Origin of the sequence: Pseudomonas sp. JS425, assembly GCF_018223845.1 — a bacterium.
Classification (GTDB): Bacteria; Pseudomonadota; Gammaproteobacteria; order Pseudomonadales; family Pseudomonadaceae; genus Aquipseudomonas; species Aquipseudomonas asiatica.
In genome coordinates, this window is record NZ_CP073661.1 from 3606279 (window position 1) to 3629171 (window position 22893).

Consider the following 22893-nt stretch of genomic DNA (forward strand, 5'->3'; position numbering starts at 1 on the left):
GTCGCGAAAGGGCTGCGCAGCAGCCCCGGCGATAGTTGCACCAACCCAGATAACGGGGAGCGCTGCGCGCTCCTTTCGCGACGCAAGGCCGCTCCCACAAAGACCGCATCCACAAAGCGAGTTCCCAGAGTGGCAGATGCCACAGAGGCCAATGCCGCAGGGATCGCATGATACTCACCGCCCTGCCAAAGGCAGTGCCAGCAACTGCATGCGCTGGGCAATCGCCGCCGGCGGTGCATCCGGGCGGATCTTGCTCCAGCGCTTGCCGGCCACATCGCCGGCAATCAGCTGTGTCGAATGCTGCTCGGGGCTGGGCAGGAACTGGCCGATACGCCCGAGCACCAGGTCGACATTGGCCTTGTCACCGGTCAGGAACAACCAGTTGGGCCCATCCACGCCCTGCTTCCCGGCAAACGCCTTGAGCACTTCGGGGGTGTCATTGAGCGGGTCGCTGCTGATCGACACGAAGGTCACCTGGCTGGCCAGCTGCGGCCCCATTGTCTCGCGCACTTCGCGCAACTTGCGGGTAATCAGCGGGCAGGCGTCGGTGCAATGGGTGAAGATCACGTTGAGCATCACCACCTTGTCCTTGAGCACATCGCTGTAGAAGCGCAGCTCGCGGCCATTCTGGTCCATGAGCACAGTGTCGGTGAACCAAGCCTGGGCATCGCGGGTACCGCCGCCACTGGTCATCGCCTGCGGTGCCGGCTGCGGTTCTGGCGCCTGCGGGGCATGGCCATCATGGGCGAACGCCACCGAGGCGAGGATCCACAGGCAGCCACCCAGCATCAGCCAGTCAAGACCGCGCATGCCTGCGCGGCGGGAGCTTACCAGGCTCATGGTTGCACCTCGTGATGGTCGGCAATCGCCGTGCTCTTGGCATGTACCCGGCGGGCGCCGAGGCGGTTGATTTCGTCGATCAGCACTGCCGGGTCGGTGAAGCCGTAGTAGCGCGTCCAGTGGCCGGTGCGCCCGTCCCCCACCAGGATCAGCGGCGGGTGCTGGCTGAGGTCGGCGCTGAAGCTGCCCAGGCCCTTGAGGGTTTCGCTGATGGCATATGGCGTGCCGGTCAGCCAGCTCCAGCCCGGCCCCTTCTGGAAGGCCTTGGCGTAATCCTGCAGGCGCTTGGCGTCGTCACGTTGCGGGTCGACGCTGATCGATACCAGGTGAATGTCTTGCCCCACCCGGCCACCCAGTTGCTGCTGGACCTTGCCCATGATCGACGACACCACCGGGCACACCGTGGTGCAGCTGGTGTAGATAAAGCCCATGACCACCAGGTGGTCGCCTACCAGGTCTTTTTCCAGGCGTACCGGCATGCCGTCCTGGTTCAGCAGCGAGACATCGGCAAAGCGCACGCTGGCCTTTTCCTGGCGCGCCGCTGGCGGCTGTTCGGCGTGGCCGTTATGGTCGTGGCCGCCATGGGCCAGGGCCAGGTTGCCGGCAAAAGCCAGGCTCAGGGCCAACAGTGTGCAAACATGCTTGGCGTTCATCGCAGATTCCTCACGTCATTATCGGAAACGGTGGACGTTGCGGCCGGCAGCACGCGCAGGCTGGTGTAGTTTTCTTCGGCGAACTTGCGCCCCAGCGACGGCGACTGCACGTGCAGGTACCAGGCACCAGCTTCGGGCAGGCTCAGCGCTGCCTGATAGATGCCCTCGCCCACCTCCTCCAGCTGCAGGTTGCGTGGCATCGACGAAGGCGCCAGGAAGTAGCGCAGGCTCAGGTCGCTCAGGCCCAGGCGCGGCAGGCCGTCGTCGCCGACGATGCGCACCCGTGCGGTCACGGCGCTGTGCTGCGACAACGGCCGGTCCAGGCCGATGAACTCGGCATGCGCGCCCTTGCGCTTGCCGGCATTCGGCGCTGCGACCACATCGGTGCTGAAGCAGTGGATGATCTGCGGCTGGTTGAGCAAAAAGGCCACGTCGAACTTGCCGGCGGCGGGCATCTTCACCGTCGAGCCATACACGCCCGGCGCCAGCTCGCGCAGGCTGCGGTCGACGACGATGGCGGCACGGGCCTGGTGGCCACGGTTGTTGTAGCCGGACATCGGTGCGTTCATGCCTTCGGCGTAGAAGTAGGTGGTGTTGTCCACCGGGTTGACCACGAACACCGAATTGTCGTCGCGCGACACCGACAGCCCCTGAGCCAGCGGCAGGTCGCCAGCCTGGCGTGGCGCCGCCGGGCCGGCCTCGAAGCCCTGGATGATCGGCGAACGCCCTTCGCCCAGGCTGGCCAGGTTGATCATGCTCACCTTCGGTGAAGCCAGGCCGCGCACGTAGGCATAGCCCTTGGTGAAAGTGAGCTGATACGGTTCGGCCGCCACCGGGATCCGGTGGATCAGCTTGTCGGTACTGGCGTCGATCACCAGGGCCTGGTTCTCCAGGGTGTTGAGCACGATGCCATAGCGGCCATCGCTGCTGAAACGCATCGGCCCCAGGCCCTGCTCGGCCTGGACCGTGTGGCGCAGCTGGTGGTTGCGGGCATCGAACACGCGCACGCTGCCCTCCTCGCCATCGACCACGTACACCGCCTGGGACAACGCCGAATAGCTGACCGACAGCGGGTGCGGGCCAACCTTGATGGTCTTGGCCAGGCGCATTTCCGGGATATCGATCACGCTCAGGGTGCCGCTGTCGCGGTTGCTGACATAGGCGTAGCGGGAGTCACCACTGAAGGCGATTTCGTGGTGGCCGCCGCCGGTGTTGAAGGTTTTCAGGGTGTTGCGCCCCGGTACGTCTATCACCGTTACCCCGCCCTTGGCCGGGTCGCTGCTGTTGTTGCCTACCCAAAGCCGGTGCTGGTCCGGTTGCAGGGCCACGCGCAGCGGCTGGTCGCCAGCGTCCAGGTCGGCCACGCGGGTGAAGGTCTCGGTGTCGATCACCGAGACCTTGCCGCGCTCGGGAATAGACACGAACACCTGCCTGTCGTCAGCGGTGGCTACCCAGTCCATGGGCCGCCCAGGCAGGTCGATGCGGGCCATGGTGCTGGTCACGCCGCCCACCGATACGGTCGGGTCGATCACCGTCAGGCTGGCGTCCTTGTTCATCATCAACAGGAAGTAACTGTTCAGGTCGAGCAAAGGCCGGGCGCCAATGCTGCTTTTGAGGAACAGCGCGACACGGGCCTTGCAGCTCTGGTCGCGGTCGCCCTCCGGGGCCGACTGCGTCGGGTCGAGCCACGCCCCCGGGGCCATGCCCGACAGCGGTTGGCCACTGGCCTGGTCGCTGACCTTGAAACGGATGTTGGCGAAGCTGCCCTCCTGCAGCTCATCCCCCGCCAGCGGCCGGGCCTCGAACTCCACGGTCACACCGTCGCGGCTGAGCCGGTGCGGGGCCTGCGGGTCGGCAGAGCCCTGCAAATACTCGCGCGGATCGCACCACAGGCTTTCATAGGCCACGCCCAGGCCGATCAGCGCTGCCCCCAGTGCTACCCCCATGCATGCAAGGCGGGTCTTCTTGTTCATTTTCGCGCCCCCATTTACCGTCACTGCGCCGGTGCCGTTGCCGGCGGCGCTTCATTGGTCACCCGCAAGATCCCCCACAGCCCCGAGAGGTTGCCGTAGGCGGCGTAGTCGCGGAACAGGTAGTCACCCGCCACCGCGTTGGCGCCGCCGGCACTGGGCAGCATGAAGCTGAAGTGCGCGGCCGGCAGCACGCTTTCCTGGGCACCGATGTACATGGCCATCGGGTTGTAGCCGAAGCGCACCGAGCCGATGCCAGGCAGGCTCAGCGGGTAGCCGTCCACGTCGTTCTTCTCGGCCTGGTAGTTGTGCAGCGGCCACAAGTGGCCATCCAGCTGGTAGACCATGCCGCGGCTGCCACCACTGGGCATCACGATATGGTTGCGCACCGGCTGGCCGGGCTTGGCGTACAGCACCGGGGTTTGCGGGTCGCCACCGACCAGGGCGTTGGCGTAGGCCATGTGGGCATTGGGCACATCGCCAAAGCCCAGGCCACCGGCGCGGCCGAAGGGTGAGTCGGGGGCCATGCCGAAGCGCAGCCACAGGGGTTCGGTCTTGTAGTTGACCGCCATGTTGCCGTTGTCCTGCGGGTCGCCGGCGGCGCCGTTGCCTTCGGTATTGATGCCCTCCACCGGGCGGCCGTCGGCCCAGCGCATGTTCAGCGCGCGCTGCCAGACCGTGACGAAGTCGCGGTAGTCGGGCTGGCCGGTGACCTTGACCGTGGCCTGGGCCCGTGTTGCGCTGTCCTCGGTCCAGGTGGCGGTCTGCGGCAGGATGCTCATGGCACCCACCAGGCCTTTCTGCGGCTGCTTGATGAAGTCCGACGGGGTCAGGTTGAGGCCGCCGAACTCGATGGCCGTGGTGTTGATGTTGTCCACCGTGCGGCCCAGCTGCGACACCGGCTTGCCTTCACGCTCCAGGTGGCCGGCATAGTACTGGTAGGTACGGGTCGGCCAGGCGCCACTGGTGCCGGCACGCGGGGCTACGGTCTGCACCGGGTTGAGGCCGACGTTGGCGCCATCGGACTTGGTGATGTCGTAGGCCAGCAGCTGGGCATGCAGGCCCACGTGGCTGGACGGCCGCATCAGGTTGTTGGCAAAGGCGGTGGCACCCTCGCTGTCGAAGCGGTCACGCTTGACCACGTTGTGCATCACCGCAGTGCTGGGCAGGTCCGGCATCACCAGCGGCAGGCGGTTTTCCAGGGTGATGCTGATGCAGTCGCCGGCGTTGGCGCGCAGCACCAGGGGCTCCACGGGCACGCCCGCCTTGAGCTTGCCGGTGGTGGCGTCCAGGTCGGCCTTGCGCACGTACAGGATCGCGGTCGGGTCGTGCAGCGGCGCGCTGTGGCCACCGATGGTGAAGGGTTCCCCATCTTCGGGGTCTACCCCACTGACCAGCGGGATGGCGGTCTTGCGGCTGTTGAACACCAAGGTGCCGCCATTGGCCTTGAGCGGGCCGCCGACATGCTGGCCGACACCGGCCGGGTCGTTGATGCTGACGCCGTTGCGGTTCTCGAGAATGTCGTTGGCCAGTGCCGCGACGATTTCGTAGCTGCGCTTGACGGTCGGGCGGCTGCCGATGCCGTTGGGGTTGGCCGTGGTTTTCGGGCAGATGCCGTCGAAGTTGACGGTGTTGCGCATGGCCACCGGCTGCGGGTTGTTGGGCAGCGGGAACAGGTCGGCACGCTGCGCGGTGTAGTTGCGCATGATGCCCCAGATGCCGTTCCAGTAGCCCTCCAGGGCCGCGTCCAGGGAATACAGGTAGTCACCGTTGGTGGCCGCCGAACTGGAGATCATCGACACCGGCGCCATGAAGCCCAGTTGCTCGGAAATACCGATCATCTGCGATGACTTCCAGCCCGAGTTGGAGCTGTTGCCGTAGCCGGTGCCGTTCTGCAGCCACTTCACGCCATGCAAGGTGACGTTGTGCTCCTCTTCATGGCCGCCGGCGTGCATGCGCAGGCGTACGTTGTCACCGGAGTAGGTGCGCAGCATCGGGGTAAAGGGGTCGCCCGGTTCGCTGCCGGCCGCGTTGATGTGCGGCGGGAACAGCGTGGTGCCGCCGGTGGGGCCCACGGCCGAAGTAATCGCCGACGGAGCCAGGTTCATGGCCGGAATCGCCCGGTCGGTACGGGTTTGCAAGGCATAGCTGAGGTCGCCGGCCAGGCCGTCGGCCTGCATGCCACGCTTGCCGTCCGGGCCGACCTTGTTCGGGTCGTACACACGCAGGGCCAGGGGCTCGTTGCGGTAGTTGACGACGAACATGCCCGGGTCATCCACCGAGATTGCCTGCGGGCAGGGCCGGCTTGGGCAGCCCGGGTTGATGCCGCCGCGTTCCTCGACGATGGCCTCCAGCAGGTTCGACGCCTTGCCGCGCACCGGCGGGTTGATGGCGTAGCGGAAGCTGTCGGCGGTGGCCGGGTACGACTGGGCATTGGGGATGCCGTCCGGCCCGGCGCCGACGTACACACCAGCCTCGTAGGCGTGCTGGAAGTCGCTGTATTCCAGGAAGAACTCGCGGTAGCTGTCGTTCTTGCCGTCGCCATCGTGGTCACCGGTCTGGATCACCGCCTGCCACGAGGTCGGGCCACCGTCCTGGCGCGTGGCCGGGTTGTACAGCTTCTCGCCGGTTTCGGCGTGGTACCAGGTGGAGTTGGCCGGTTCGGCCAGTACGGTGGCATACAGCCCAAGCTGCTGGTGGGTCGATGGGCCGAGGTGGTCGTGGGTGAAGATGGTGCCCAGGCCACGGTCGACGTTGTACACGTTCACCAGCGGGTCGGCGAACCAGCGCTGCATGGCCGTGCGTGCGCCCAGCCAGTCGGCCCGGCCGAAGCGGCCGAAGTATGGGTGCTGCCGGGCTTGCGGGCAGGCGGCGGTGCCGTCGCGGCTATCGCCCTGGGTGCAGCCGTTGTAGGCACGAATGGCCTGCACCCGCTCGACCACGCTGCCGGGCGAGAGGATGCCGTCTTCGTAGTTCCAGCCGTTGGCCGAGCCGTCGGCGGCGGTCAGGTCCCACTTGGGCAGGTGGATGTGCTGGCCGATCACGTCGGTCGGGGTGCGCACCTGGTAATCGTCCATCTCGTAGATGTTCGGGATCAGGTTGGTGTGCTGGTACATGGTGCAGTCGAAGGTGTTCATGCGCATCACCAGTGGCTCTGGCGGGCGCTGCTTGGTGATCACCGGCCAGGCGTCCTCCCACAGGGCGATGATGCGGGCCTGCGGGAAGTGGTAGCCGACCTTGTTGTACACCGCGTCGAACTGGATGTTGGCGCCCTTGTAGATGCGTGGGTGGTCGGCGGTGAAGGCCGAGGAGCCCCGGAAGTTCAGGCCCGAAAGGCTTTCGCCGCTGAAGAACTCGCCTACCCCGGAAGATTGGGTCAGGCGTTTGCCCCGGTCATCCATGCATGGCTCGTAGAACGGCGCGCCGGCAGTCGGCAAGGCGCCGTTGGTGCGGAACGCCTTGGCCACCGGCTGGCTGCCGGGGATCAGGGCAAAGCTTTGGTGTTCGGCCTGGGCATGGAACTGCATGGCCGCCTGCTCGACATCGGTGCCCTCTTCCGGCAGGTAGATGGGCTTGGCCTTGTGTACCACCTTGGTGAAATCGAGCTTGGTGGTGGTGGTTTCGGCCTCGCCGCCGGCAGATACGCCGTCCAGCGCGTGGCGCCCCAGGCCGCCATCCCAGCCATCGACCTGGTTCGGGTCAAGGTTGGCCCACAGCGCCTTGCCGCTTTCCTTGAGCTGGCGTGCCATGGCCGGGTCGAGCATGTCCAGTGGCGGGGTTGGTGGGCGGTTGCCCACGCTGCTTTCCATGCCGCCGATCCAGAACGGATAGCCAGGGTTTTTCAAGGTGCCGTCGGCGTTGCGGTTGGCGTCGCTGCGGTCGACCAGCGCCAGCGAGCCGATGGCCTTGCGAACCGGCTCCTGGTTGGCTGGTTCTTCATCCTCTTCTTCTTCGGGCTCGTCGTCGTCATTGGCGGCAACCAGCTCTTCGGACAGCTTCGGTACCACTACCACCTTGCCTGGCATCGGCGCCATGGCCTTGCCGGGCAGCGGCACGATGGCCGGGATCGGCGTACCCGCAACGATCTCGCCATCGGGCAAGGCCCGCGCGCCAACCGCCGGCTTGCCGCTGCGCAGGGCGAACGGGGTGCTGTGGAAGCCGTTCTCGCCCTGCCCGCTCACTTCCAGGCGGGTGCCTTCCTCGAACACGTCGTGCACCCGCCACATGGCCCACATGCCCTGGGCGAAGTGCGGGTAGAAGTGGCAATGGTAAATGGCATCGCCCGCCACCCGGTTGCGGTTGCCCGCACCGCCGTTGGCGATTTCGTAGGTGTAGCCGACCCCCGCGCCGATGCCCTGGGCATCGATGTAGTCGGAATTGTCGTCATTGGGGTTGAACATCCACTGGTGGCCGTGCAGGTGGAAGATGTGCTGTTCATGGCCGTTGTGGGTGTTGCGGAACTTGGTGAAGTCACCAATGTAGCTGTGGTGCACGTTGGCCGGTTCCGCCGGGAACAGGGCCATGCTGGCCTTGACCCCGACGGCGCTGGCCGGTGGCACCTCGCCAGGGCGAATGTGCTCCAGGCCGACGTTGGCCGGCACGTCCACCAGGGTACCGACGTCACCGACAGTGTGCGCACTGAGGAAGAACTCCTCATAGGCGCACGACAGGCAGTCGTGCATCGGCCCCACGCCCAGGCGGTTGGCCACCACTTCCGCGCCCATGCCACCGGAACCGTAGTTGATCATGAACGAGTCGCGGGTAGGTTCCAGTACGTGGCCCATCACCGGGTCGGCCCAGTAGCCAGGGAACGCCTGGGTGCCGGCGACCTCGTCGGCGAACTGCGAGGCAAAGTCGCGGAACGCCTCCAGGCGGTTGGGCAACGCCGGGTTGCGCTTGCCCAGGTTTTCCAGCGGGTAGGTGGATTTGGGGAAGCTGCCATCGGGGTTGGGGCCCATGACGATGGCATCGGTTTCGCTGTTGATGATTTCGTTGCCGTCGACCATGGCAATGATCGGCTTGCCGGCCTTGCCTTCGGCGATCCAGGGTTGCATTTGCGGGTAGCGGGCTTCGTAGTCGATCACCGGCTGGCCGGTGGCGGTACGGCCGGTGGTGGCCAGGCGCATTTCTTCTTCGGTGAGGGTATTGCGGTAGGCGCGGCCGAGTTTGGGCACTACCACTACCTGGCCGAACAGGCCGTTGGCAACGTTGCCCGCAGTGCCCTCGCCGCCGAAGGTGGCGGCTTTGCTGGTGGCGGCGAACGCGCCTTCGCGTTCGGCGTACAAGGTATAGCTGCGGGTGCTGCCGGGGCTGACGAGGAAGTTGCCATTACGCCCGGTGTAGGCCGAAATGTCGGCGATGCTGTTGACCGCCTGCATGCCGTTGACCTGGAAGCCGACCATGCGTTCGGCCACCTGTTCATCGGCGACGAAGCCTTCGGCGGCTTCATTTTCGAGCTCCGGCCCCTCCTCTTCGCCCTCAGGCTCTTCGGCCTCGATGCCGTCCTTGTTGGGGTTGGCCTTGTAGTCGAGCAGGTTGGTCAGGTTGACGGTAAGGCATTCACCGGCGGCCACCCGCAGCACGATGGGCCGCGGGCGCTTGTCCGGGCGCAGGGTGACCTTGCCCGGTACCGCCGCCCCGCCGCTGCTGAGGGGGACCATCTTGTCGTCCACCACATCCTCGCGCAGGGCGAACATCATGCCGTTGGCGTTTTGCGCGCCAAGGCGGTTGAACATCAGTGGCTGGTCCAGCGCCACCACGTTGGCGACCAGGGTGCGCTGGCACTGCACGGCGGCTTCGCTGGTCGACTCCCAGCCGAGCAAGGCCAGAACGAGTGATGACAGGATGGGGCCTTTGAGTGGCATGGACATGCTGCACCTCCGGGACACAGGATCTCTGCGTGGAGCTGGAGCAAGGTGTATGCCAGGAGCATATTGCTTTAATTTTCAGTTGGTTGCAGCGGCAAACGAAACAGATTGGGGAGGATTCCCCAGCGGTTTTCCCCGAAACGGGGGGTGGGTTGCGGGTGTTCGTCATGAGATTTTCAGCGCCTGTGAGATCGAGCGCCGCGCGGGCGGCGCTCGATCTCACTGGCACCGACAATGTAGTGCCGGACACATGTTAGCCATGACTCCAACCTCTCGCCCTACACCCCACAGCCAACAAAGCCAACAAAGCCATCACCTGTAAGACATTTCTGAACATGAAACCAAATGCTTCAGAATGAACCCGCTTAGGAATTATCCTACGCGCGCTGCCGAACTATCGCTGTTGTCGGGGAAACACCTCACGGATAACGTTTCCGGGTCGCTCCGGTGACCGGGCATGAGAACCCGACAGATAAGCTAGCAGCACCTCTATGGTGGCCGTACGTGGGCGGGCTTTCGCCTGGCCGGGTCTTTGCTAGCTTCTTCTCGGCTTTCTCACACCCGCGTACGGCTGCCACCTTCAATCCATGAGAAAGATTCAGGTGGTAGTTCCATTCCTCTAAGTAGAAGCTGGAATTACATAATGAAAAAGCTTGTCCCCGACCCACCCGTCAAACTGACGTCCCGCCCCTTCTACACCATCAACCAGGACATGCCCTCGGTTGACGCTCTGATCCACTCCCTTCAGCTGATGTCTGGCATCGAAGATACGCTGGACGAATTCATCTGCGCCAACGCCGGCGAGCCCGGCATCAATATGTTGGTCAATGCGGTGCATCATGTTCAGATGACCAAGGCCCTGACAGAGTTGCTGTTCCACCGGCAGGCCGGGGATATCACCTGGCATTGAAGTAGAGTCGACTGGCCTCATCGCCCGGCAAGCCAGCTCCCACAGGTACAGCATTGCTCTCGAGGTTATCGCTGTACCTGTGGGAGCGGCCTTGTGTCGCGAAAGGGCTGCAAAGCAGCCCCAGCAACTTCAACTGTTGCGCATCAATCCTGGGGCCGCGTTGCGGCTATTTCGCGACACAAGGCCGCTCCCACACAGATCGCGCCACCTTTTGGAATTTGAGCAAGACAGTTGCTCCCAGGTACTGCGCATGGCTTGAAACCGATGCGGTCGGTGTAGGAGCGGCCTTGTGTCGCGATGGGGCGCGCAGCGGCCCCCAAGATCTTGGCTGCGGTGCGGATATCGCTGGGGCCGCCGCGTTGCGGCCCGATCGCGACACAAGGCCGCTCCTGCAAGGGGTCTGCGCAGTCCAGCAGATTGTTGTCAACCGACCAGGGCGCGTACGCAGAAGTACAGGATCGACGGGCCCATCAGGCAGCCCAGCCCGGTATGGAAGGTGGCTGTCAGCGCCCCGTACGGCACCAGGCGCCGGTCGGTCGCCGCCAGCCCGGCCGTCACCCCCGACACCGTCCCCGCCAACCCGCCGAACACCATCGCCGAACGTGGGTTGTCCAGCGCCAGCAGGCGCGCCGATACCGGGGTGAACACCATCACCAGGATCGCCTTGATCAGCCCGGTGGCAATCGACAGCGCCATCACGTCCGAGCTGGCCCCCAACGCTGCCCCGGTCACCGGCCCGACGATATAGGTCACCGCACCCGCACCAATGGTGGTCATGCTCACCGCATCACGGTAACCGAAGGCGTAGGCCACCGCAGCGCCGACAATGAATGGCAGCACCGTGCCGAGCAGCAGCGCCACCGCGCCGATCATCCCGGCCCTGCGCGCCTCGGTGGCCTGCACCTCGAAGGCCGTGGCGACAATGGCGAAGTCGCGTAGCATGGCGCCGCCCATCAGGCCGATGCCGGAGAACAGCGCCATGTCGGCCAGGCCTTTCTGGCCACCGGTAATGGTGCCGCCGACCCAGGCCAGCACCAGGCCGATGACGATGGCGATGGCCGAGCCGTGCACGCGGCCGAAGGTCAGGTACTTCGACAGCACCACCGACAACCACATGATCGCGCCCACCACCGCAAAGGCAGTGATCAAACCGTTATGTTCCAGGGCATTGTCAATGATCGGCCACATGATCAACGCCCTCCTGCAGGGGCGGCCTGCACATTGCTTTCGGGGCCGGCCTCCACTGCCGGCAGGGGTTCGCCGCGGTGGCTGCGGCTGATCAGGGCAATGGTCGCACCGCACACCAGTACCGCACCCACTGCCGCCAGCAGCGCCACCGGCCCGCCGTGCAGGGCGGTGACCACGTTCTGTTGGGCAGCCATGGCCACCACCACCGGGATGTACATGGCGCCCCAGAAGCCCACGCCGAACTCGCATTCCTTGCTCATGCCGCCGTTGCGGTGCATGTACAGGCGTGCGCAGATCAGCAGGATCATGGCGATGCCGACCCCGCCCACATTGGATTTGACGCCCAGCAGCACGCCCAGGAAGTCGCCGACGATGACGCCGGCAAGCGTGCAGACCGCCAGCAGTGCCACACCATAGATGATCATTGTTGTTGTCCTCAGGTAGTGTCGAAGTTGCTTGTTGTTGTTCTTCGTAAACACACTTTTGTGCGGCTTTTGCCCCCATGGAACTGAACTCTGTGGGAGCGGCTTTAGCCGCGAACACCGGCGCAGCCGGTGCCATGCACCGCGTTGGATTCTTCGCGGCTAAAGCCGCTCCCACAGGGGTCACCATCCGCCGCAGTGTCGCTGTCATCGTTCGTCGGCCACCTCCTGGCGCAGCAGCGCATCCAGGGTGTCCCAGCGGGTGCCTTCAACAGCAACCACCCTGCCCTGTTCGAACACCGGCCGGGCCAGCCCGCCGAGCACGTTGCCGGGCGGCAATTCCAGGTGCAGGCGCACGCCACGCTCATAGGCGTTGCGCAACGTAGCACGCCAGTCGACCACCCGCGCCATGTTGCCGGCCAGGTCGTCGCGCAGACGCTGTGGGTCGAATATCGGCCGTGCGCTGCTGCCGCTGAGGTAGGTGATGCGCGGTCGCTGCAGCTCGACCGTGGCGAAGGCACTGGCCAGTTCGGCCGCCGGGCCATCCAGCAACGGGCAATGCGACGGCACGCTGACCGCCAGGCGCCGGGCCACGCCCTGGCCCAGGCGGCGTGCCCTGGCGGCAACCGCAGCCATCGCGCCATCGCTGCCGGCGATGACGATCTGGTTGTCGCTGTTGAGGTTGGCGACATACACCTCGCCGCCCGTATCGCTCAGCAAGCGTTCGACACAGGCCAGGTCCAGGCCGCTGAGTGCGGTCATGCCGTAGCCTTGCGGATAAGCGCGCTGCATCAGTTCGCCACGCAGGGCAACCAGGCGCACGGCATCGGCAAAGCCCAGGGCGCCCGCCGTGACCGCCGCCGGGTAGGCGCCAATCGACAAGCCTGCCACGTAATCCGGCGCGGGGCTGCGCTGCATCAGCCAGCGCGCCCAGGCCACGCCAGCCAGCAGCAGGCACAGCTGCACGGCACGGGTCGTCTGCAGGGCCTGCTGGCTGTCCAGCGCCAGGGCCTGCTGGCCGAGGGTGTCACTGGCCTCTTCCAGCAATTGCCCGGCGCCCTCAGGCAGGCGCTGCAGCATGCCCACCTGCTGGGCGCCCTGGCCGGGGAAGGCGAACAGGCTGCTCATGCGGCACGCTCCATCGCTGCCCATGGGTCGCTGACCAGGCGTGGGCCATGGGCCGACTTGAGCAGCACGCGGCGGGCGCAGCCGGCCCACTCACGCAGGGCGACGGCACCCGCCGGGGTTTCCAGCTGCAGGTCGATTCGACAAGGCGCGCAATCGAGGATATCCAGCAGCTCACGCGCCTGCGCCCTGGCCAGCGGTTGTGGCGTGCGCAGCAGCAAGTCCAGGTCGCTGTCGGCGTGTACCACCTCCATACCAGTGGCGATCTGGTACCCCACCCCACCTGTCGGCCCCCAGGCCAGGCCGCTGGCATCCAGTACCGGGGCGACCGAGGCCAGGGCCTGCAATGCAGGCCAAGGGCTCTCAGCTTGCCAGCGCAGCGCTTCGGGGCCTTGCTGACACCGGATATCGGCCAGCCGCATCAGTACACCCGACCGCTGCGCCCTGCCCTGGCCACGCAGCCCCACCGCCACCCAGCCGTCCGCACAGGTGGCACGGCGCACCACCACCGGCTGGCCGCTCAGCAGCACATCCTGCGCCCAACGCGGCGCATCAGCAGGCAGGCCCGATAGGGGCATGCCCCAGAGCAGGTCGTGCGGCCTTGGCGCGTTCATCTCAAGCGCCCTGCCACTGGCGGCGCAGCTGTTCGCGCACCTGGCGCGAGGCGCTGCGGTTTTCGCCCGCCAGCCGCGACGACAGGTCGCTCGAGCTGCCGATGTCGCGCACCGCATCAGCCAGGCAGGCACGTACCTGGGCGATGTCGGCACTGCTCGGCGTCTCGGCGTTGTCCACCGTCAGGCGGCGCCACAGCAGGCCCAGCGAAGCGTAGCTGGCTAGGTCGTAGGCCATCGGCGGCACCTCGGCGGCCAGGGCTTCCAGTTGCTCGACGCTGCGCAGGGTGATGCGCGCTGCCGCCGCCTTGCCCATGGCGTGCACCATGACCCCGGCATCATCCAGGGCGATCAGGCGCTGGGCCTGGTAACCGTGGGCCAGGAAGGCACCGGACATGGCCTTGCCGACCAGCAGGCCGATCACCGGGTGCCCGGCCAGCCGTGCTTGGGCATAGGCTTGCACCGAAGCGGCCAACGCCTGATGAATCCCCAAGGCTTCCTCACGGCGGCCATAGGCCTGACTGGGCACGTCGATCACCGCGACGATGGCGCGCTTCTGACCGTGGCGGTCAGCCTCGACCGCTTCGCTCACAGCCTTGGCCAGGCCCCAGCCTTCCAGCAGGCCGACTTCGCCCGAGCGCGCACGAGGGAACGGGTTGTCGGCGTCCGGCACCACGGCGATGAAACGCGCCAGGCGGTTGTCCAGTTCGCCGTCGATTACCCGCAACGACGCGGGGTAGCCGGGCAAGGCTTGCCCACCGGCCAGGCCCGGCAGCCAGTTCAAGGCACGGTTCATTTGGCTTCTCCTTGGTAAAGGTCACGCACGGCAGCGGCATCCAGTTGCGGGCAGCCATCGCCCAGCCGGGCCAGGCGTTCGAGGAACCAGGCGTGTTGACCGGCGCGATCCCTTGAAGGCTCGTCGAGCAATTGCAGCAAGCGTTCGCGCAACGCCTCGATGTCATCGGCCACATAGGCATCGACCAGGCCGCTGGCGTGGCGCTGCTCGCCGCCGGTCAAGCTCCAGATGAAGGGACGGTCCTTGGCGTCGTATTCACCGATGCCCGCTTCCTGCTCGATTACCTGCGGGCCGTTGAGGCCCACGCGGGCTTCGCGGGTGACCAGCAAGTGGCTGCAAAGGCCAGCGGCGATGGACATGCCGCCGAAACAGCCGACCGAACCTGCGACCAGGCCGACCACCGGCTGCCAGGCGCGCAGTTCGACAATCGCCGCCTGTATTTCGGCAATCGCCGCCAGGCCCAGGTTGGCTTCCTGCAGGCGTACACCGCCGGTTTCCAGCAGCAGCACGGCGCAGGTGGGGATGCCGTTGCGGTTGTCTTCGATGGCCAGTTCCAGCGCACCGGCGATCTTGGCCCCTCCCACCTCGCCCATGCTGCCGCCCTGGAAACTGCCTTCGATGGCAGCGACCACCGCGTTGCGCCCGTTCAGCAGGCCCTTGGCGATGACCACGCCATCATCGGCCTGGGGCACGATGCCCTGGCGCGGCAGCCACGGTGACATCAACCGGTCGAACGGGCCCAGCAGCTCACGGAAGCTGCCCGGGTCGAGCACGGCGCGGGCGCGCTGGCGGGCACCCAGTTCGACAAAGCTGCGGCTGTGCAGCAAGCGTGCGATATCAGTCATGAGCGATCTCCTCGAGGCCTTGCTCCAGGCGCAAGCGCACCACGCCTGGGGTGGCGCCGAAATCATGGATGTCGATGTTCACGGCCGGCCAGGTGCGGCCCTCGAACAGGCGCTGGAACAGCTGCGCCCAGCGGGCAGCGCTGCCGTTGACCGAGGTCACCACCTGAATTTGCAGGCTGCCGGTGGTGCCGGGCTCGATCAGCACTTCAAGGTCGCCGGAGCTGACGCAGCCCACCAGCGTGCGGCCACGCCCAGGGGCGGCGGCGGGGAATTGAAAGGTCAGGGTTTCCATGTCACAGGCTCCCGGCTTTGTCGAGGAACAGGCAGGCGGCCAGCAGATCGGCGGCGCCGCCCGGTGAGGCATTCAGGTGCAGCAGGTGCTGGTCCAGCCGGCGCAGCTGTCGGCGCCCGGCCAGCGTGGCGCTGCCGCCTTCGCTCAGCACGGTACGGGCGCCGTGCTGGACGGCAGCCAGCCCGGTCGGGCCGCTGCGCCAGAGCACGCAGGTATCGTTGAGCACGGCCATGATCGCCAGCAGCGCGTCGAGCCGGGCGTGGGGCTCGCTGGCACCTGCGGCGCGGCTGCGCTGCAGTTGTGGCAGGCCGTGACCGATAACCGCCGGGAAACCTTGTTGCGCCTGTTCGCGGGCGCCGCCAGTGCCATAGCGGCGGCGTACCTGCAGGCCATGGCTGTCTTGGGTGGTCATGGCGGGGTCGTCGAACAGTGCGATGCGCCCGGCACGGGCAGCCAGGGTGTTGGTATCGGCCTGGGTGTCGAGGGCCTTGGATGCAACCAGCAGGCCGAGGGCCCAGATTGCGCCGCGGTGGGTGTTGACCCCACCGGTCGCGGCCAGCATCGCCGCCTCGCCTTCGCGGCCGAGCTGGCCCAGGGTGGCGCGCAGGGGCTGGCCGAGGGTGCCGATGGCCTGGGCGGCTTCGGCCATGTTGCGCAGGCATGGCCACAGGGCCAGGGCCGAGGCATGCATCAGGGCCAGGGTCATGTCGTGGTGGGCGCCATTGCCACGGCGGTCGACCAGGCCGGGTTTGGGGGACAGGTCGGCTTCGTCGATCAGGGCTTCCACGGCCAGGTCGGCCAGGTGATCGGCCAGGGGTAATTCGGTTGCTTGTGCTGGCCTCTTCGCGGGTGAACCCGCTCCCACAAGGATCGCGCAACTTCCAGATGCATCACTATTCCTGTGCTCGCGAAGAATCCCACGCGGTTGCAAGTCGAGTGCTTTCATCACCAGCTCCTGAACCGTGCAGGCGGGTTGTAGAGGCCGCCGGACCATTCGACCAGGTCGGCGATGCTGCGCGCGGCCAGCAGTTCGCGGCTGGCGTCGGTGCGGCGGATGCCGAGGTCTTCGGGCAAGGCGACCAGGCCTTGCTGGCGCAGGCGCTGAGTGTCCTTGGGGTCGTGCCGCAGGCCGATGGCGGTAACCCCGGCCACGGCGGCGATCATCTGCTGGCGCTCTTCCAGGCTGCGGGCCTTGTACAGGTAGGCAATGCCCTCCTCGGTAAGCAGGTGGGTGACGTCGTCGCCGTAGATCATCACCGGCGCCAGCGGCATGCCGGCTTTCCTGGCCACTTCCACGGCATCGAGGGTTTCCACGAAGGTGGGCTTGCCGCCTTCCTGGTAGGTCTCGACCATCTGCACCACCAGCTTGCGACCGCGTTCGAGCATGGTTTCCGGCACGGTCATGTCGAGCCAGGCCGGGGTCGCATGGCGCCGGCCACGGGGGTCGTGGCCCATGTTCGGGGCACCGCCGAAGCCGGCCAGGCGGCCGCGGGTCACGGTCGAGGAATGGCCATCGCCATCCACCTGCAGGGTGGCGCCGATGAACAGGTCGACGGCGTACTGCCCGGCCAGCTGGCACATCATGCGGTTGGAACGCAGCGAACCATCACGGCCGGTGAAGAACACGTCCGGGCGCTGGGCGATGTAGTCTTCCATGCCCAGTTCGGTGCCGAAGCAGTGCACGCTTTCCACCCAGCCGGTCTCGATGGCCGGGATCAGTGTCGGGTGCGGGTTGAGTGTCCAGTTGCGGCAGATCTTGCCCTTCAGGCCCAGGGATTCGCCATAGGTGGGCAGGATCAGCTCGATGGCGGCCGTGTTGAAGCCAATGCCATGGTTCAGCGACTGCACCTGGTGCTTTTCGTAGATGCCGCGAATGGCCATCATCGCCATCAGCACATGCACCGGCTTGATGTGGCGCGGGTCGCGGGTGAACAGCGGCTCTATATAGAAAGGGTGGTCGGCAACCACCACGAAATCGACCCAGGATGCCGGGATATCGACCCGTGGCAGGTCATCGACACAGTCCACCAGCTGGTTGACCTGGGCGATGACGATGCCGTCGCTGAACGCAGCCGGCTCCACCAAGGCCGGGGTGTCTTCGGTGCTGGGGCCGGTGAACAGGTTGCCGTTGCGATCGGCCATGAAGCCAGCCACCAGGGTGACGTTGGGGATCAGGTCGACCAGCAGCCGCGAGTACAGCTCGATATAGGTGTGGATGGCACCGACTTCGAGCAGGCCGTCTTCCAGCAGTTGGCCAATGCGCAGGCTCTGCGGGCCGGCGAACGAGAAGTCGAGCTTGCGGGCTATACCACGTTCGAACAGGTCCAGGTGCTCGGCCCGGCTGACGCTGGGCATGATCATGTGCAGGTCGTGCAGGCGCGCAGGGTCGACCTTGGCCAGCGCGCGGGAAAGGAAGTCGGCCTGCTTCTGGTTGTTGCCTTCGAGCACTACCCGGTCGCCGGGGGCCAGCAGCAGTTCCAGGGCTTCGACGATACGCTCGGTGGGCAGCACCACGCCGTCGGCGAGGTGGCGGACCCGGTCAAGGCGGCGCTGCTTTTCGGCGCGCCGCCGCGACCATTGCGGCGGTGGATTCTTGGTTGTTGTCATGGTGACTCCACGGGTTCGCTGTCGTGGGGTCACCTTAGGGCTGGGGTGGTGGGGGGATCAATCAAGCTACTGGCGCTTTCGTTACTGTCAGGTTAATGATCGGAGGGCGCTACCTGCGGGCAGGGCAAAAATGCACGATGCCCTTGCACAATTGTCGATTGTGCAAGGCAAATTCGCATGACAGGATCCTGCGATCCTCCAGCGAACTCCAGACTTCACTTGGAAAATCAATAACAAAGCAGGGAGAACGCAATGACTGCGCACGCTCATACCTCGGCAACCGACCATGTGCTGGCCGAGGTCCGCAACCAGATCGGCCATCTGACCCTGAACCGCCCCGCCGGCCTCAATGCCCTGACCCTGGACATGGTCCGCAGCCTGCGCCAGCACCTCGACCAGTGGGCCGAAGACCCGCACGTGCACGCCGTGGTACTGCGTGGCGAAGGCCCGAAAGGGTTCTGCGCCGGTGGCGATATCCGCTCGCTGCACGACAGTTTCAAGGCCGGCGAAACGCTGCATGAAACCTTCTTCGTCGAGGAATACGCCCTCGACCTGGCCATCCACCGCTACCGCAAGCCGGTGCTGGTGCTGATGGACGGCTTCACCCTCGGTGGCGGCATGGGCCTGGCCCAGGGCTGCGACCTGCGCGTGGTCACCGAACGCAGCCGCCTGGGCATGCCCGAAGTGGCAATCGGCTACTTCCCGGATGTGGGTGGCAGCTACTTCCTGTCGCGCATCCCTGGCGAGCTGGGCACCTACCTGGGGGTCAGCGGCAGCCAGATCCAGGCAGCCGATGCACTGTACTGCGGCCTGGCCGACTGGTACCTGGCCAGCGACCAGCTGGCAGCCCTCGACCAGGGCCTGGACCAGCTGCACTTCGGCGACCAGCCACTCAAGGACCTGCAGAACCTGCTGGCCAAGCTCGGCACCCAGGTGCTCGACGATGCGCCGCTGGAAAAACTGCGCCCGGTCATCGACCACTTCTTCGCCCTGCCCGACGTGCCCGCCATCGTCGAGCAACTGCGTGCGGTGAGCATTGGCGACAGCCACGCCTGGGCGGTAGCCACCGCCGACCAGCTGGAAAGCCGCTCGCCGCTGGCCATGGCGGTTACTCTGGAGATGCTGCGCCGGGGTCGCCACCTGAGCCTTGACGACTGCTTTGCCATGGAGCTGCACCTGGACCGCCAGTGGTTCCAGCACGGCGACATCATCGAAGGCGTGCGCGCGCTGATCATCGACAAGGACAAGCAGCCACGCTGGAACCCTCCGACCCTGGCCGCACTGCACCGCCAGCAGGTCGACCAATTCTTCGAAGGCCTGTGAGCCCGGGAGTACACAGATGCAAGACCTGGAACTGAGCGAAGAACAGATCATGATCCGCGACATGGCCCGGGACTTTGCCCGTGGCGAGATCGCCCCGCATGCCCAGGCCTGGGAAAAGGCCGGCTGGATCGACGATGGCGTGGTACGCAAGATGGGCGAACTGGGCCTGCTGGGCATGGTGGTGCCGGAAGACTTCGGCGGCAGCTACACCGACTATGTCGCCTACGCCCTGGCGGTGGAGGAGATCGCCGCCGGCTGCGGCGCCACCGGAGCGATGATGAGCATCCACAACTCGGTGGGCTGCGGCCCGCTGCTGGCCTACGGCACGGCCGAACAGCAACAGCAGTGGCTGCCACGCCTGGCCACCGGCGAGGTGATCGGCTGCTTCTGCCTGACCGAGCCACAGGCCGGTTCCGAGGCGCACAACCTGCGCACCCGCGCCGAACTGGTGGATGGCCAGTGGGTGATCAACGGTGCCAAGCAGTTCGTCAGCAACGCTCGCCGCGCCGGCCTGGCCATCGTCTTCGCGGTGACCGACCCGGAGCTGGGCAAAAAGGGCCTGTCGGCGTTCCTGGTGCCCACCGACAACCCGGGCTTCAAGGTCGATCGCAGCGAGCACAAGATGGGCATCCGCGCTTCCGACACCTGCGCGGTCACCTTCGACAACTGCCGCATCCCTGCCGCCAACATCCTCGGTGAGCGTGGCAAGGGCCTGGCCATCGCCCTGTCCAACCTCGAGGGTGGCCGTATCGGCATTGCTGCCCAGGCACTGGGCATTGCCCGCGCCGCGTTCGAGGCGGCGTTGGCCTACTCGCGTGATCGGGTGCAGTTCGGCAAGCCGATCAACGAACACCAGAGCATCGCCAACCTGCTGGCCGACATGCAGGTGCAGGTGAATGCCGCGCGCTTGCTGATCCTGCATGCCGCGCGCCTGCGCAGCGCCGGCAAGCCGTGCCTGTCGGAAGCTTCGCAGGCCAAGCTGTTCGCCTCGGAGATGGCCGAGCGGGTGTGTTCGATGGCGATCCAGGTGCATGGCGGGTATGGCTACCTGGAGGATTACCCGGTCGAGCGCTACTACCGCGATGCGCGGATCACGCAGATCTATGAAGGGTCTAGCGAGATCCAGCGGATGCTGATTGCCCGGGAGTTGAAGCACTACCCGCTTTAAAACCTTGCGCGATCCCTGTAGGAGCGGCCTTGTGTCGCGATAGGGCCGCATGGCGGCCCCAGCAATTTGTGCATCGAAGCTGACATCCTGGGGCCGCTTTGCGGCCCTATCGCGACACAAGGCCGCTCCTACAAGGGCCAGCGTTAACCGCCCCGCACTCGGCTATCGCCAATACCGCGAATCATCCACCACCCTGGCATGCCCCTCGAACAGCGCCGGCAACTGCTCCTTGAGGTAGTCGATCCAGGTGCGCACCTTGGCATCCAGATAATGCCGTGACGGGTAGATCGCATACAGCGCGCTCTCGCGCAGGCGATACGGCGCCAGCAAGCGGCACAACCGCCCCTGCTCGATCGCCTGGCTGGCGGTGTAAAACGGCAGCAGGCCAATGCCCATGCCCAGCTCGCTGGCCACCAGCATGGCGTCGGCGACGTTGGTGGAAAAACTGTCGTTCGGTGCGATCACGCACTGGTCCACCCCTTGCGGGAACACCCAGTCACCTTCGTACATCGGATAAGCCATGCGCAGGCAACGGTGCTGGTGCAGGTCTTCCGGGCGCTCTGGCACGCCGTGGGCCAACAGGTAGCTCGGCGCCGCGCAGGGGATGCTGAAAATGTTGCCCAGCGGCACAGCGATCAGCTGCGAATCCGGCAACGCACCGTCCACGGTAATCACCACGTCATGCCCTTCGGCCAGCGGGTCGGGGTTGCGCTGGGACAGGGTCAGTTCGATCACCACCTCCGGGCACAATGCGTTGTAGCCGGCCACCAGCGGCATCAGCAACAGGCCCATCCCGTGCGGGCAATGCAAGCGCAGGCGGCCGCGGGGCGTGAGGTGCGCGCCACGGGCTTCACCCACCGCCTCTTCGGTCAGCAACATGATCTGCCGCGCGCGCTCAAGAAACCGCTCGCCCGCCTCGCTCATGCGCAAACGCCGCGTGGTGCGGTGCAGCAGGCGGGTCTGCAGCTGGTTTTCCAGCTCGGCAACGATACGCGAAACCTGCGCCGCGGAAATATCCAGGGCATTGGCGGCCGCAGCGAAGCTGCCGCATTCCACCACACGGGCGAAGGTACGCATGGCATGCAGCATGTCCATGAAGGTGCTCCTTGTTCGGTCTTATTCTTGCGTTACAGGCAGGAATCTATCACGGGTTAGCCCATTTATTGTGGATGACCAATGAATGGATCATTAGTCATACATTGAAAAAAGGAGCCTGCCATGAAACGTTCGATCGCTGTCCTTGCTGTTACCGCTGCCCTCGCCTCGTTCGGTGCCCTTGCCGACACCGGCAGCAACCAGCCGGTCAGCAGCAGCAACTACGAATACGGCATGCCGCTGGACGTGGCCAAGGTCATCTCCATCACCCCGCCCAGCAACGCCGCCGACTGCCAGGTTGGTACCGCGCACATGGTGTATGTCGACCACCAGGGCCAGAAGCGCGAAATCGATTACCGGGAAATGGGCAACTGCTCGCAGCAGTGAGTCAGGCCAGCACCTCGGTGATCCAGCCGACCTGTTGCCTGAAGTCGTCGATTTTCGCCTGAGGCACCGCACCGCGGGCCCGCTCGAAGTTGGTCAGGGTCTGCTGCTTCTGCCGCAGCATGCGCCGCCACTTGACCAGAAACGCCTCGCTTTTCTCCTGCAGCAACACCGGGCCGAAGTACAGCTGTTCAGCGGTGTACGCCGCCCCGCCCGGCTCGGCGACGATGATCTCGTAGTCGAAGCGGTTCTCCCGCAGCAGTTCTTCGCTGACGATCCGGTAACCATTGCCCATCAGCCACTGGCGCAGTTCGCGCTCGGCGCCATTGGGCTGCAGCACCAGGCGCGTGACGCCAGCCAGGCGCTGCTTGCCGGCCTCGAGGATCTCGCACATGGTGTCGCCACCCATGCCGCAGATGCTGATCACCGAGATGCGATCTTCCGGCTCGACCGCTGCCAGGCCATCGGCCAGGCGCACGCAGACCCGCCCTTCCAGGCCGTTCCTGCGCACGTTGCGCTGGGCCGAGGCGAACGGCGTCTGCGCCACCTCGCCCGCTACCGCCGCGTCCAGTATGCCGCGCAGCATCAAGGCCACCGGCAGGTAGCCATGGTCCGAGCCGATGTCGGCCAGGCGCGCGCCTTGCGGTACTTGTGCAGCCACGCGCTCCAGGCGCCTGGACAATGTCTGTTCGTTCAAACTAAACCCCTGCTTTGCAATCGGCCGCGATTCTGACGGCGAACGCCACGCATTTCAAACACCGGGGCGCCCTCGACCGGGCCGGCGCGCTCGCGTAGGC

The 22893-nt window shown here is 65.9% G+C and carries 19 protein-coding genes; 4 read left to right on the forward strand and 15 right to left on the reverse strand.

The genetic code is table 11. The features are described 5' to 3' along the window. Nucleotides 1-174: 174 nt before the first annotated feature. The 4 genes from KDB76_RS16820 to mnxG are packed head-to-tail and all read right to left on the reverse strand — an operon-like array spanning nucleotide 175 to nucleotide 9333. Complete coding sequence (locus KDB76_RS16820; RefSeq protein ID WP_038409727.1) at nucleotides 175-840, reverse strand: SCO family protein; 666 nt, start codon at nucleotides 838-840, stop codon at nucleotides 175-177. Then, nucleotides 837-1493 (reverse strand): SCO family protein, encoded by a 657-nt coding sequence (locus tag KDB76_RS16825; protein ID WP_013972869.1) that lies wholly within the window; start codon nucleotides 1491-1493, stop codon nucleotides 837-839. Before KDB76_RS16825 ends, KDB76_RS16820 begins: the two co-directional genes overlap by 4 nt. Next, nucleotides 1490-3466: a YncE family protein gene (locus KDB76_RS16830; RefSeq protein ID WP_013972870.1), complete on the reverse strand. Its 1977-nt coding sequence runs from the start codon at nucleotides 3464-3466 to the stop codon at nucleotides 1490-1492. The genes KDB76_RS16825 and KDB76_RS16830 overlap by 4 nt, the downstream gene beginning before the upstream one ends. 20 nt (nucleotides 3467-3486) lie before the next feature. Next, nucleotides 3487-9333, reverse strand: a complete 5847-nt coding sequence (gene mnxG / locus KDB76_RS16835; protein WP_038409728.1) for a manganese-oxidizing multicopper oxidase MnxG — start codon at nucleotides 9331-9333, stop codon at nucleotides 3487-3489. A gap of 640 nt (nucleotides 9334-9973) precedes the next feature. Between mnxG and KDB76_RS16840 the strand changes: the two genes are divergently transcribed. Beyond that, complete coding sequence (locus tag KDB76_RS16840) at nucleotides 9974-10240, forward strand: hypothetical protein (RefSeq protein ID WP_023662334.1); 267 nt, start codon at nucleotides 9974-9976, stop codon at nucleotides 10238-10240. 423 nt (nucleotides 10241-10663) lie between these two features. On the opposite strand, the gene madM is transcribed toward KDB76_RS16840, so the two are convergent. The 9 genes from madM to mdcA form a co-directional block, all read right to left on the reverse strand. Then, nucleotides 10664-11428 (reverse strand): malonate transporter subunit MadM, encoded by a 765-nt coding sequence (gene madM, locus KDB76_RS16845; protein WP_024087229.1) that lies wholly within the window; start codon nucleotides 11426-11428, stop codon nucleotides 10664-10666. 2 nt (nucleotides 11429-11430) lie between these two features. Continuing rightward, complete coding sequence (madL, locus tag KDB76_RS16850) at nucleotides 11431-11853, reverse strand: malonate transporter subunit MadL (RefSeq protein WP_003258591.1); 423 nt, start codon at nucleotides 11851-11853, stop codon at nucleotides 11431-11433. 204 nt (nucleotides 11854-12057) lie between these two features. After that, complete coding sequence (gene mdcH / locus KDB76_RS16855; RefSeq protein ID WP_013972873.1) at nucleotides 12058-12978, reverse strand: malonate decarboxylase subunit epsilon; 921 nt, start codon at nucleotides 12976-12978, stop codon at nucleotides 12058-12060. Beyond that, the gene (locus tag KDB76_RS16860) at nucleotides 12975-13589 is read right to left on the reverse strand and encodes a malonate decarboxylase holo-ACP synthase (RefSeq protein ID WP_038409729.1); all 615 of its coding nucleotides are present in this window, start codon (nucleotides 13587-13589) and stop codon (nucleotides 12975-12977) included. The genes mdcH and KDB76_RS16860 overlap by 4 nt, the downstream gene beginning before the upstream one ends. Nucleotide 13590: 1 nt before the next feature. Beyond that, nucleotides 13591-14382, reverse strand: coding sequence for a biotin-independent malonate decarboxylase subunit gamma (gene mdcE, locus KDB76_RS16865; protein WP_013972875.1), 792 nt, complete (start codon nucleotides 14380-14382; stop codon nucleotides 13591-13593). After that, nucleotides 14379-15227, reverse strand: a complete 849-nt coding sequence (locus KDB76_RS16870; RefSeq protein ID WP_013972876.1) for a biotin-independent malonate decarboxylase subunit beta — start codon at nucleotides 15225-15227, stop codon at nucleotides 14379-14381. Before KDB76_RS16870 ends, mdcE begins: the two co-directional genes overlap by 4 nt. Then, complete coding sequence (locus KDB76_RS16875) at nucleotides 15220-15519, reverse strand: malonate decarboxylase subunit delta (RefSeq protein WP_013972877.1); 300 nt, start codon at nucleotides 15517-15519, stop codon at nucleotides 15220-15222. The genes KDB76_RS16870 and KDB76_RS16875 overlap by 8 nt, the downstream gene beginning before the upstream one ends. A gap of 1 nt (nucleotide 15520) precedes the next feature. Continuing rightward, on the reverse strand, nucleotides 15521-16465 hold the full coding sequence (locus KDB76_RS16880; protein WP_038409730.1) for a triphosphoribosyl-dephospho-CoA synthase: 945 nt from the start codon (nucleotides 16463-16465) through the stop codon (nucleotides 15521-15523). Next, nucleotides 16465-18126 (reverse strand): malonate decarboxylase subunit alpha, encoded by a 1662-nt coding sequence (gene mdcA / locus KDB76_RS16885; RefSeq protein ID WP_038409731.1) that lies wholly within the window; start codon nucleotides 18124-18126, stop codon nucleotides 16465-16467. Before mdcA ends, KDB76_RS16880 begins: the two co-directional genes overlap by 1 nt. A gap of 252 nt (nucleotides 18127-18378) precedes the next feature. On the opposite strand from mdcA, the gene KDB76_RS16890 reads away from it, so the two are divergent. Continuing rightward, a complete protein-coding gene (locus KDB76_RS16890; RefSeq protein ID WP_038409732.1) occupies nucleotides 18379-19449 on the forward strand; it encodes an enoyl-CoA hydratase/isomerase family protein in 1071 nt (356 codons plus the stop codon). 16 nt (nucleotides 19450-19465) lie between these two features. Continuing rightward, nucleotides 19466-20617 carry an acyl-CoA dehydrogenase family protein gene (locus KDB76_RS16895; protein WP_003258582.1) on the forward strand — a complete coding sequence of 384 codons (1152 nt, stop codon included), beginning with the start codon at nucleotides 19466-19468 and terminating at the stop codon, nucleotides 20615-20617. 162 nt (nucleotides 20618-20779) lie between these two features. On the opposite strand, the gene KDB76_RS16900 is transcribed toward KDB76_RS16895, so the two are convergent. Then, on the reverse strand, nucleotides 20780-21712 hold the full coding sequence (locus tag KDB76_RS16900; protein WP_013972881.1) for a LysR family transcriptional regulator: 933 nt from the start codon (nucleotides 21710-21712) through the stop codon (nucleotides 20780-20782). Between the two features lie 123 nt (nucleotides 21713-21835). Here KDB76_RS16900 and KDB76_RS16905 point away from each other — a divergent pair, with 123 nt between their 5' ends. Then, the gene (locus KDB76_RS16905; RefSeq protein ID WP_015270611.1) at nucleotides 21836-22099 is read left to right on the forward strand and encodes a DUF2790 domain-containing protein; all 264 of its coding nucleotides are present in this window, start codon (nucleotides 21836-21838) and stop codon (nucleotides 22097-22099) included. Between the two features lies 1 nt (nucleotide 22100). Here KDB76_RS16905 and KDB76_RS16910 read toward each other — a convergent pair whose 3' ends face one another. Continuing rightward, nucleotides 22101-22793 (reverse strand): tRNA (adenine(22)-N(1))-methyltransferase TrmK, encoded by a 693-nt coding sequence (locus KDB76_RS16910; RefSeq protein ID WP_038409733.1) that lies wholly within the window; start codon nucleotides 22791-22793, stop codon nucleotides 22101-22103. Nucleotides 22794-22893: the final 100 nt, after the last annotated feature.

Bases quoted from the DNA above. Each gene is read 5' to 3' on its own strand.
- KDB76_RS16820 (WP_038409727.1), bottom strand. From the start codon at position 840: ATGAGCCTGGTAAGCTCCCGCCGCGCAGGCATGCGCGGTCTTGACTGG.
- KDB76_RS16825 (WP_013972869.1), bottom strand. From the start codon at position 1,493: ATGAACGCCAAGCATGTTTGCACACTGTTGGCCCTGAGCCTGGCTTTT.
- KDB76_RS16830 (WP_013972870.1), bottom strand. From the start codon at position 3,466: ATGAACAAGAAGACCCGCCTTGCATGCATGGGGGTAGCACTGGGGGCA.
- mnxG (WP_038409728.1), bottom strand. From the start codon at position 9,333: ATGTCCATGCCACTCAAAGGCCCCATCCTGTCATCACTCGTTCTGGCC.
- KDB76_RS16840 (WP_023662334.1), top strand. From the start codon at position 9,974: ATGAAAAAGCTTGTCCCCGACCCACCCGTCAAACTGACGTCCCGCCCC.
- madM (WP_024087229.1), bottom strand. From the start codon at position 11,428: ATGTGGCCGATCATTGACAATGCCCTGGAACATAACGGTTTGATCACT.
- madL (WP_003258591.1), bottom strand. From the start codon at position 11,853: ATGATCATCTATGGTGTGGCACTGCTGGCGGTCTGCACGCTTGCCGGC.
- mdcH (WP_013972873.1), bottom strand. From the start codon at position 12,978: ATGAGCAGCCTGTTCGCCTTCCCCGGCCAGGGCGCCCAGCAGGTGGGC.
- KDB76_RS16860 (WP_038409729.1), bottom strand. From the start codon at position 13,589: ATGAACGCGCCAAGGCCGCACGACCTGCTCTGGGGCATGCCCCTATCG.
- mdcE (WP_013972875.1), bottom strand. From the start codon at position 14,382: ATGAACCGTGCCTTGAACTGGCTGCCGGGCCTGGCCGGTGGGCAAGCC.
- KDB76_RS16870 (WP_013972876.1), bottom strand. From the start codon at position 15,227: ATGACTGATATCGCACGCTTGCTGCACAGCCGCAGCTTTGTCGAACTG.
- KDB76_RS16875 (WP_013972877.1), bottom strand. From the start codon at position 15,519: ATGGAAACCCTGACCTTTCAATTCCCCGCCGCCGCCCCTGGGCGTGGC.
- KDB76_RS16880 (WP_038409730.1), bottom strand. From the start codon at position 16,465: ATGAAAGCACTCGACTTGCAACCGCGTGGGATTCTTCGCGAGCACAGG.
- mdcA (WP_038409731.1), bottom strand. From the start codon at position 18,126: ATGACAACAACCAAGAATCCACCGCCGCAATGGTCGCGGCGGCGCGCC.
- KDB76_RS16890 (WP_038409732.1), top strand. From the start codon at position 18,379: ATGACTGCGCACGCTCATACCTCGGCAACCGACCATGTGCTGGCCGAG.
- KDB76_RS16895 (WP_003258582.1), top strand. From the start codon at position 19,466: ATGCAAGACCTGGAACTGAGCGAAGAACAGATCATGATCCGCGACATG.
- KDB76_RS16900 (WP_013972881.1), bottom strand. From the start codon at position 21,712: ATGGACATGCTGCATGCCATGCGTACCTTCGCCCGTGTGGTGGAATGC.
- KDB76_RS16905 (WP_015270611.1), top strand. From the start codon at position 21,836: ATGAAACGTTCGATCGCTGTCCTTGCTGTTACCGCTGCCCTCGCCTCG.